The organism is Paracoccus aminovorans (genome assembly GCF_001546115.1).
In the GTDB taxonomy this organism is placed as follows: Bacteria; Pseudomonadota; Alphaproteobacteria; order Rhodobacterales; family Rhodobacteraceae; genus Paracoccus; species Paracoccus aminovorans_B.
On record NZ_KQ955212.1, the window covers coordinates 47,541 to 55,166 of the forward strand.

10 protein-coding genes and 2 pseudogenes are annotated in these 7,626 nt (G+C 65.5%); 6 read left to right on the forward strand and 6 right to left on the reverse strand.

Features of this window, described 5'->3' with window-relative positions; all coding sequences use genetic code 11:
• The first annotated feature begins 1 nt into the window (after position 1).
• Genes ASV56_RS22070 through ASV56_RS22080 form a run of 3 tightly spaced genes read left to right on the forward strand, consistent with a single transcriptional unit; the run spans position 2 to position 3,602 of the window.
• Positions 2 to 898 (forward strand): ABC transporter permease, encoded by an 897-nt coding sequence (locus ASV56_RS22070; RefSeq protein ID WP_036702812.1) that lies wholly within the window; start codon positions 2 to 4, stop codon positions 896 to 898.
• Positions 895 to 2,583 (forward strand): dipeptide ABC transporter ATP-binding protein, encoded by a 1,689-nt coding sequence (locus tag ASV56_RS22075; protein ID WP_062564105.1) that lies wholly within the window; start codon positions 895 to 897, stop codon positions 2,581 to 2,583. Before ASV56_RS22070 ends, ASV56_RS22075 begins: the two co-directional genes overlap by 4 nt.
• A complete protein-coding gene (locus tag ASV56_RS22080) occupies positions 2,583 to 3,602 on the forward strand; it encodes a DmpA family aminopeptidase (protein ID WP_062564106.1) in 1,020 nt (339 codons plus the stop codon). Before ASV56_RS22075 ends, ASV56_RS22080 begins: the two co-directional genes overlap by 1 nt.
• On the opposite strand, the pseudogene ASV56_RS23230 reads toward ASV56_RS22080, so the two are convergent.
• The 5 genes and pseudogenes from ASV56_RS23230 to ASV56_RS22090 all read right to left on the reverse strand — a co-directional run.
• Positions 3,581 to 3,838: pseudogene (locus ASV56_RS23230) on the reverse strand (IS30 family transposase); the annotation flags it as partial. The gene ASV56_RS22080 and the pseudogene ASV56_RS23230 overlap by 22 nt on opposite strands.
• 289 nt (positions 3,839 to 4,127) lie before the next feature.
• Positions 4,128 to 4,394 carry a CopG family transcriptional regulator gene (locus ASV56_RS23235; RefSeq protein ID WP_082724978.1) on the reverse strand — a complete coding sequence of 89 codons (267 nt, stop codon included), beginning with the start codon at positions 4,392 to 4,394 and terminating at the stop codon, positions 4,128 to 4,130.
• The gene (locus ASV56_RS23240) at positions 4,387 to 5,001 is read right to left on the reverse strand and encodes a ParA family protein (protein ID WP_082724979.1); all 615 of its coding nucleotides are present in this window, start codon (positions 4,999 to 5,001) and stop codon (positions 4,387 to 4,389) included. The genes ASV56_RS23235 and ASV56_RS23240 overlap by 8 nt, the downstream gene beginning before the upstream one ends.
• 142 nt (positions 5,002 to 5,143) lie before the next feature.
• Entirely contained in the window at positions 5,144 to 5,296 is a 153-nt protein-coding gene (locus ASV56_RS23870; RefSeq protein WP_156429284.1) for a hypothetical protein, read from the reverse strand.
• The gene (locus ASV56_RS22090) at positions 5,296 to 5,658 is read right to left on the reverse strand and encodes a MobC family plasmid mobilization relaxosome protein (protein ID WP_062564108.1); all 363 of its coding nucleotides are present in this window, start codon (positions 5,656 to 5,658) and stop codon (positions 5,296 to 5,298) included. The genes ASV56_RS23870 and ASV56_RS22090 overlap by 1 nt, the downstream gene beginning before the upstream one ends.
• A gap of 259 nt (positions 5,659 to 5,917) precedes the next feature.
• Between ASV56_RS22090 and ASV56_RS22095 the strand changes: the two genes are divergently transcribed.
• On the forward strand, positions 5,918 to 6,199 hold the full coding sequence (locus ASV56_RS22095) for a hypothetical protein (RefSeq protein ID WP_062564109.1): 282 nt from the start codon (positions 5,918 to 5,920) through the stop codon (positions 6,197 to 6,199).
• A complete protein-coding gene (locus tag ASV56_RS22100) occupies positions 6,196 to 6,468 on the forward strand; it encodes a type II toxin-antitoxin system RelE/ParE family toxin (protein WP_062564110.1) in 273 nt (90 codons plus the stop codon). The genes ASV56_RS22095 and ASV56_RS22100 overlap by 4 nt, the downstream gene beginning before the upstream one ends.
• Before the next feature lie 296 nt (positions 6,469 to 6,764).
• Here the strand turns inward: ASV56_RS22100 and dps are convergent, their stop codons facing one another.
• On the reverse strand, positions 6,765 to 7,307 hold the full coding sequence (gene dps / locus ASV56_RS22105; RefSeq protein WP_082724980.1) for a DNA starvation/stationary phase protection protein Dps: 543 nt from the start codon (positions 7,305 to 7,307) through the stop codon (positions 6,765 to 6,767).
• Between the two features lie 197 nt (positions 7,308 to 7,504).
• Here dps and ASV56_RS23245 point away from each other — a divergent pair.
• Positions 7,505 to 7,626 (forward strand): annotated as a pseudogene (locus tag ASV56_RS23245) (DDE-type integrase/transposase/recombinase); the annotation flags it as partial.

The following is a 7,626-nucleotide window of genomic DNA, read 5'->3' on the forward strand; positions in this document are numbered from 1 at the left end:
GATGTCGGCAGCAACAACCACGGGCTCGGTCTCGCCCCTCGCGCAGTTCTGGCGCGACTTCCGCCGCAACAAGGTCGCAGTCGTGGCGCTGACGGTGGTGGTCCTGATCGTATTCGTCGCGGTCTTCGCGCCTTTCATCGTGCCGCAGGATCCCTACGATCTGAAATCGCTGGTGCTGCGCGATGCGCGCCGACCGCCTGGCTATGTCGGGCGCGACGGAATGCTGCACCTCCTGGGCACCGACAGCCAAGGCCGTGACCTGTTGTCGGCCATCGTCTATGGGCTGCGGATTTCCTTGCAGATGGGGCTGATGGCCGGGGCTATCGCCTTTACCATCGGGGCGGTGGTCGGATGCACCGCCGCCTATGTCAGAGGCCGCATCGAGGCGCTGATCATGCGCATCGTCGATATCCAGCTTTCCTTTCCGGCGATCCTGCTGGCCTTCGTCGTCGCGGCCTTGCTGGGCCAGGGCAAGCAGCAACTGATCCTCGCCCTCGTCTTTGCGCAATACGCCTATTTCGTGCGCACCGCCCATGGCGCCGCCGCCGCCGAGCGGCAAAAGGACTATGTCCAGGCGGCGCTGTCGGTGCCGATGGGCGGCTGGTTCGTCATCACCCGCCACATCCTGCCGAACGCCCTGCCGCCGCTGATCGTGGTCGCGACGGTGCAGGTCGCATCCGCCATCTCGCTCGAGGCGACGCTGTCCTTTCTGGGCGTCGGCCTGCCGGCGACCGAACCTTCGCTGGGGATGCTGATCTCGAACGGCTTCCAATACCTGATGTCGGGCCGCTACTGGATCGCGATCTATCCCGGGGTGGCGCTGATCATCCTGATCATGGCGATCAACCTTGTCGGCGACCAGATCCGCGACCAGTTGAACCCGAGGCTGCGCAAATGACCGATCTGCTAGAGGTGCGCGATCTGCGCACATGGTTCCACACCGACCGGGGCATCGTGAAATCGGTCGAGGGCATATCCTTCTCGCTCAGGCGCGGCGAGATCATGGGACTGGTCGGCGAATCCGGCTCGGGCAAGTCGATCACCGGCTTTTCGCTGATCGGGCTCATTGACAGGCCCGGCCGGATCGAGGCGGGCAGTTCCATCCGCTTTGGCGGACGCGAGTTGGTGGGCCTGGATGAGCGCGAGTTGCGCGGGATCCGGGGCAAGGACATCTCGATGGTGTTCCAGGATCCGATGATGACCCTGAACCCGGTCCTGAAGATCATCGACCAGATCGGCATGGCTATCCGCGCCCATGAACAGGTATCCGACGCCGAGATCCGCCGCCGCGCGGTTGAGGCGCTGGACCGCGTCCGCATCGTTGAACCAGAGCGCAAGGTGGACCAGTATCCGCACGAATTTTCCGGGGGCATGCGCCAGCGCGTCGCCATCGCCATCGCGCTGCTGCATCGCCCGCGCCTCGTGATCGCAGATGAGCCGACAACTGCGCTGGATGTCTCGGTGCAGGCAGAGATCCTCAAGGTCGTCAAGTCGCTGGTGGCCGAGATGGGCACCTCGCTGATCTGGATCAGCCATGATCTCGCCACGGTTTCCTCCATCGCCGACAAGATCACGGTGATGCGACGCGGCGAGATCGTCGAGGCGGGCCCGGTGCGCAAGGTGCTGGATGCGCCCAGGCACCCCTATACACAGGCGCTGCTGGACGCGCTGCCTTCGCGCTCGCAGCCGGGTGAGCTTTTGGCGTCCGGCGCGACCGAGGCCGCAGGTAGGCTCGACCCTTCGAAGCTGAGCGGGACGGCCGTGGGTGCGCCTGCCGATCCGCAGTTCATCCAGATACGACACATCGACAAGCTGTTCCAGCGCCCCGCCGGTCTGCTGCGGAGGCTGGGAATGCAGCTGGGGCTGGCAAGTGAGCCCGCGCGGGTCCATGCGGTCAAATCAGCCTCGCTGAGCATCGCGCGGGGAGAGATCCTTGGTCTTGTTGGCGAATCCGGCTCGGGTAAATCGACACTGGGACGCATCCTTTGCGGCATCATCGCGCCAAGCGCCGGCACGGTTAGCGTCGGCGGCGAGCCGGTGATGCAGGGCGAGCGAAAGCGCGGCACGAAGGTCCAGATGATCTTTCAGGATCCCTTCGCCTCGCTCGATCCGCGCCGCACCATCTTCCAGTCGGTGGCCGAGGGGCCGATAGTCCACGGGCTTTGCACAAAGGCCGAGGCGCGCGCCTATGTCGAACGCTGGCTGCGCGCCGTGGCCTTCGACCCGGCGCTGGCGAACCGCTACCCACACCAGTTTTCCGGCGGCCAGCGTCAGCGCATCGCAATCGCCCGCGCCCTGGCCATGCAGCCCGAGGTGATCGTCTGCGACGAGCCGGTGGCCTCGCTCGACGTGTCGATCCAAGCGCAGGTGATCAACCTGCTGATGGAGCTGCGCCGGCACCTGAACCTGACGCTGCTGTTCATCAGCCACGATCTTTCGGTGGTCCACCACCTGTGCGACCGGGTGGTGGTCATGCGCCACGGCGAGATCGTCGAGACTGGCAGCGCGTCCGAGATCTTCCACGCGCCGAAGCAGCCCTATACGCGGATGCTGCTGGACGCGATTCCCCGGCTGGCATCGTGATGCGGGCGCGCGACCATGGGCTGGTGACCGGGATCATGCCCCCGGGCGCCCGCAATGCGATCACCGACGTGCCCGGGGTTCGGGTCGGTCATGCGACGGTGCGCCGGGGCGAGGTGAACACCGGCGTCACCGCGATCATCCCGCAGCCGGGCAACCTGTTCCTGAACAAGCTGACAGCGGCGGTCGAGGTGATCAACGGCTTTGGCAAAAGCGCCGGGCTGGTGCAGGTGGGGGAACTCGGGACTTTGGAGACCCCGGTGCTGCTGACCAATACCTTCGGTGTCGGCACCTGCGTCAATGCGCTGGTTCGCCGCGCCATTGCGGAAACGCCGCAGATCGGGCGTCGGACCTCGACCGTCAATGCCGTGGTCTGCGAATGCAACGACGGGCCGCTGTCTGACATCCAGGCGCTGGCCGTGACCGAATCCGATGCGCTGGCCGCTCTAGGCGCCGCCGAAACTACGGTGGCCGAGGGGTCGGTCGGTGCCGGCACCGGCATGTCCTGTTTCGGCTTCAAGGGCGGCATCGGCACCGCCTCGCGCCGGGTCGCGGTTGGGGGGCAGGACTGTCACCTGGGCGCGCTGGTGCTGGCGAATTTCGGCCGCGCCGGGGATTTGGTGCTGCCCGATGGACGCCGCGCCGATCCGCGTGCCCTCCCCGAGGCTGAAAAGGGCTCGATCATCGTCGTGCTCGCGACCGACGTGCCGGTGGATCAGCGCCAGTTGCAACGCATCTGCCGCCGCGCCGGAGCGGGGATCGCGCGGCTCGGCGCCTTCTGGGGCCATGGCAGCGGCGACATCGTTCTGGGCTTCACCACCGTGAACCGGCTGCCGCATCAGTCCGAGGGCGACACGATCCCGCTGGTCCGGCTTTCGGACGACCGCATCGACGACATTTTCTGCGCCGCCGCCGAGAGCACCGAGGAGGCGATCCTGAACGCGCTTTGCACCGCCACCGCCGTCACCGGGCCGGACGGGCTTGCGCGTCCGCTGCTGGCGGACTGGCTGGCGGCCCACTGACGCGGTTGCCGCCGCCCGTGTCGCCGGCCTTTCCAGGCTGTCTGCGGGCCGACAACGACCGAGCCGCCCGGGTGCGGGATATGGCCCGAGAGCCTGTCCTGCACATACTGCCGCAACGCCGCGTTCGTCGCCAGCTTCGCGGCCTTCGGCCGCCTGGCCGAGCGTTCGGCATGCCACTGGGCCGTTGTGGCACGATAATCGAACCCGCCAGAGCGCGTGGCGGCATTGCGACGGATCACCATTTTGCCACGCACGATGATCCGACCCTTGGTAAAGCTGACCTCCTCTCGGATCTGCGTCATCTCGTCCCAGCCGGCTGCACGCAGTGCCGGAGTGATGAACTTGGTGCAGATGTCCCGTTCGGTAAGAAGGTGCTTTTCCATCATAATCCGCGTGATCAGAGCAACGTGCTGAGTGTGGCTACAGCATTAATGGCAGTGCAGAGCGGCTCAATACGAAATATTGTCGCGTAGGATCCTGAACAGGCTGATTAACACCAAATAAAGAGAATACGCATCTACGTAATTACGCACCTACGTGGTTGAGGTATTCCGTAAGTGCGCGTTCAAGTATGTTTTGATGGGTTTCATCCGTCGTCGCCGCGTGCATTCGCAGACGGCGATAGGTCTCGCCATCTAGAGCGAGCGTCAGACGCTTCTCCCCTTCTCTTTTCTTCGGCGCAGGTTTCGCGACAGGTTGCTCCTGCCCTGCCCCGCGCTGAGGAATGCCGGTGTCGAGTGGCTTGGTCGCGGTGTTGAGCAGACCGTCCAGGGTCACAGGTTTCTTAGCCATTGAGAATCCCCTTCACATACGTCCAGACAGCAGCAATCTCGGCCCCTGCCCTATCATCGGATGTCTCGGTCACACCCTGCCCCGTGGCGCCCGTTTCCGCGTAGCTCACACGTTGTGCGATGTTCACCGGAGCCACCCGCCCGTGCTGTGCCAGAACGCGAGCCGCCTCGTCGGTGATCCTCGCGCGCGGTGTTTGCGAGAGAGCAAAGGCGAACGGGACCTGAGCACGGTTGACTGCGGCGATCGTCGCACCCACTGCCCGAAGATCATCTGGCGAAGGTCGGACAGGGATGAGCACTAGGTCGGCAGCACCAAGGGCCTCAGACAACCATTCTGGAGCAGCAGGTGGGGTATCGATGATGCAGAGGTCAAACTGCGCCTTAGCTGCCGCGAGCGTTGGTCTAAGTGCGTCTGGTGCCGGGTCCCGTTCGAGCATGGCCGGCATATCAGCCTCGCGACTCTCCCACCAACCTCGAAGCGAGCCCTGAGGATCGAGATCCAGGCACAAGATGCGACCCCCTTCACCCGAGGCGGCTACTGCGAGGTTCCGAGCAAGGGTTGTCTTCCCTGCCCCACCTTTTTGAGCGGCGATGACTATCGTTTTCATAATCGCACAATAGCGCGGTTATGCGAAAGCGCAAAGCCATAGACACGCGACTGCGACTCTGCATATTTACGCAAATATGCGACTGCGCGCCTATGCTATTGTGCGATTACGTCTGATGTATAAACTCTCTACCGACGTAGGGTCATTGCCTGTCGATCAGCTCCCGCGTCCGCGCCAGGTCGCCCCGCACGACCTCGGGCGGGCAAAGCTCCCGCCCATCCCGGCCGACATCGACCAGGTAATCGCACACCGCCCCGCCGCCGCCCCGCCCGCCACTGGTGAACTTGATGAGCATCAGCCGCGCTCCGGCGGGTCGGCCCGCCTGTGCGCCGCCCGCAGCGCCCCAAGCTCGCGGTCGATGGCGATCAGCCGGGCCAGCAGCGCCGTGGCCGTCACCGGCTCGTGCCGGTTCGCCGCGCGGGCGAGCTGGTTGAGGTTGTTCCCGATCCGCGCCAGCTCCCGCAGCAACTCCGGCGCGACCGGCGGCGGCTCCCGCCGCGTCCGCAGCCGCAACCCGCTGAGCGACGCCCGGATCAGCTCCGACAAAGACACGCCCCGGCCCGCCGCCAGGGCCTGCCAGCGCGCCCGCTCGGCCGCGCTGGCGCGCAGCTTGATCCAGCGGGCAGGCTCGGGGGCAGCGGAAGGGTCGTCGGCCATGACGCGGGCTCCAGAGGGGTGCAGGGGATCGCCCTTGCCGCACTCTGTGCGGACCGGGGGTTTGAAGGGGGCGGCACGCCCCCTCACCAGCGCGAGTGGTCAGGGCAAGGCGCAGCCTTGCCGTGGCCACGAGAGTATGCTGGCGAAGAAGGTGCACGCAAGAGGGATCGCCACCGGTTGAGACAGAGGAACAGATGATCGGTCTGGAATTGAGATACTGACGCAGTATACACTATGTCAGTATCTGTGAGGATGAGCTATGAACACCAAAGCCGTATTCACGATGAAGCTGGAACCGGATCTGCGGGACAGCTTCATGGCCGAAGCCGCAGCCGCTGACCGCCCTGCATCGCAGGTCGTCCGTGAACTGATGCGCGATTACATCGAGAAGCGCCGTCATGAGCGGGCCTACAGCGAGTATCTGGGCCGCAAGGTGGGCAAGGCCCGCGCTTCGATGCTGGATGGCCAGGGACGCAACCACGAGGCCGTGGAAGCCGATTTCGCGGCCAGACGGGCCAAACTCGCAGAAGGCTCCGCGTGATCGTTCTCTGGGCACCTGAAGCCGAACAGGACCGCGCCGACATCATGGATTACATCGCGGCCGACAACCCGTCCGCTGCGATCCGCATGGACCAGCTGTTCGGTGAAGCCGCATCCCGGCTGACAGATCACCCCTTCATGGGAAAGCCAGGCCATATTCCCGACACCCGCGAGCTGATCCCGCATCCCAGCTATCGCCTGGTCTACACCATCAACCAGGACAAGATCTGGGTTCTCGCCCTCGTTCATACCGCCCGCCTCTGGCCCTGATCGCTGACTAGGGCCGCGCAAGCAGGCGTGAGAGCGCCGCACGCGCCTGTGGGCCGCTTCCAAGCCCTTGGTGTGCCCAAGTCCCTTACAGGGCGCCACAGGCGCTCTCCGCGAACGCACCGTGGATCCCGCGGTCCGGCGGGCCGACCGGGCGTGGGACCGGGTCGATGCCCGCACTGATGCGGCGCGGGCGAGGGCGGGGGCGCAGGGCCGCCAGACGCGGCGGCGGTTCCGCAGCTGGCTGGACACCTGGAAGGGCAAGCCCCGCCGCTGAGGGCGGGGCCGTTCGCGAAAGCCTATTTCTCGAGGTGGCTTTCGAGGAACCACAGGTCCTTGTCGGCCTGCCGCGAGGCCGCGGTCAGCAGGTCCGCCGTGTCCTGGTCGCCGGCGTCGCCCACCGTGTCGATTCCGTCGCGCACCCGCCCGCCATAGGCGCGCATCCGCTCGCAGATCTGGCGCAGATGGTCGTCGCTGGCGCTCAGGTCCGTGGGATAGGGGTCAAGGCTCGTCGATTGCGCCACCGTCTCGACGGTCCCCTTGGCCGTGCCGTCAAGCTGCTGGATGCGTTCGGCCATGTCGTCGATATTGGGGTCCAGCCGCGCCTTGACCGCGTCCAGCAACTCGTGGACCGCGATGAAGTTCGGCCCCTTGAGGTTCCAGTGCGCCTGCTTCAGCGCCATCGACAGCGACAGCCCGTCGGACATGCAGGCCTGCAGTTCCTCGATGGCGGCCTTGCGGGCGTTGTCCTTCAGTCCCTTGAGATTGACGGCCATGCCGGTCTTCCTTTCTTTCCGTTGCGTTGCCCCCTCAACGTTGGCCCGGCAGACCGGTTCCCGCATGCCCGGTCTGCGCAAAGGAAAACGGCGCCCGCGAGGGGGCGCCGTCGGAAGTCCCGTCAGGCCGTGGCCCTCTGGCGCAGCTTCTCCACTTCCCTGTTCCCCAGCATGTTCAGCCCGTGCAGCGCGACCAAACGGACGATCTGTGCGCACCGGCGCCTCTTAGACTCTTAGGATGGCATTGCCAAGTTGTTGTGTCGTGGCATCTGGACGAGGTCGTCATCCCGATACGCGGCAGGAAACACTGGCTCTGGCGGGCGGTTGACGCCAATGGCCACACGCTCGACATCCTCGTGCAAACCCGCCGGAACGCCAGAGCCGC

What these genes read in the sequence shown, in the direction of transcription:
- ASV56_RS22070 (WP_036702812.1), top strand. Translation starts at nt 2, where the DNA reads ATGTCGGCAGCAACAACCACGGGCTCGGTCTCGCCCCTCGCGCAGTTC.
- ASV56_RS23235 (WP_082724978.1), bottom strand. Translation starts at nt 4,394, where the DNA reads ATGGCTAAGAAACCTGTGACCCTGGACGGTCTGCTCAACACCGCGACC.
- ASV56_RS22080 (WP_062564106.1), top strand. Translation starts at nt 2,583, where the DNA reads ATGCGGGCGCGCGACCATGGGCTGGTGACCGGGATCATGCCCCCGGGC.
- ASV56_RS22095 (WP_062564109.1), top strand. Translation starts at nt 5,918, where the DNA reads ATGAACACCAAAGCCGTATTCACGATGAAGCTGGAACCGGATCTGCGG.
- ASV56_RS23240 (WP_082724979.1), bottom strand. Translation starts at nt 5,001, where the DNA reads ATGAAAACGATAGTCATCGCCGCTCAAAAAGGTGGGGCAGGGAAGACA.
- ASV56_RS23870 (WP_156429284.1), bottom strand. Translation starts at nt 5,296, where the DNA reads ATGCTCATCAAGTTCACCAGTGGCGGGCGGGGCGGCGGCGGGGCGGTG.
- ASV56_RS22075 (WP_062564105.1), top strand. Translation starts at nt 895, where the DNA reads ATGACCGATCTGCTAGAGGTGCGCGATCTGCGCACATGGTTCCACACC.
- dps (WP_082724980.1), bottom strand. Translation starts at nt 7,307, where the DNA reads ATGCGGGAACCGGTCTGCCGGGCCAACGTTGAGGGGGCAACGCAACGG.
- ASV56_RS22090 (WP_062564108.1), bottom strand. Translation starts at nt 5,658, where the DNA reads ATGGCCGACGACCCTTCCGCTGCCCCCGAGCCTGCCCGCTGGATCAAG.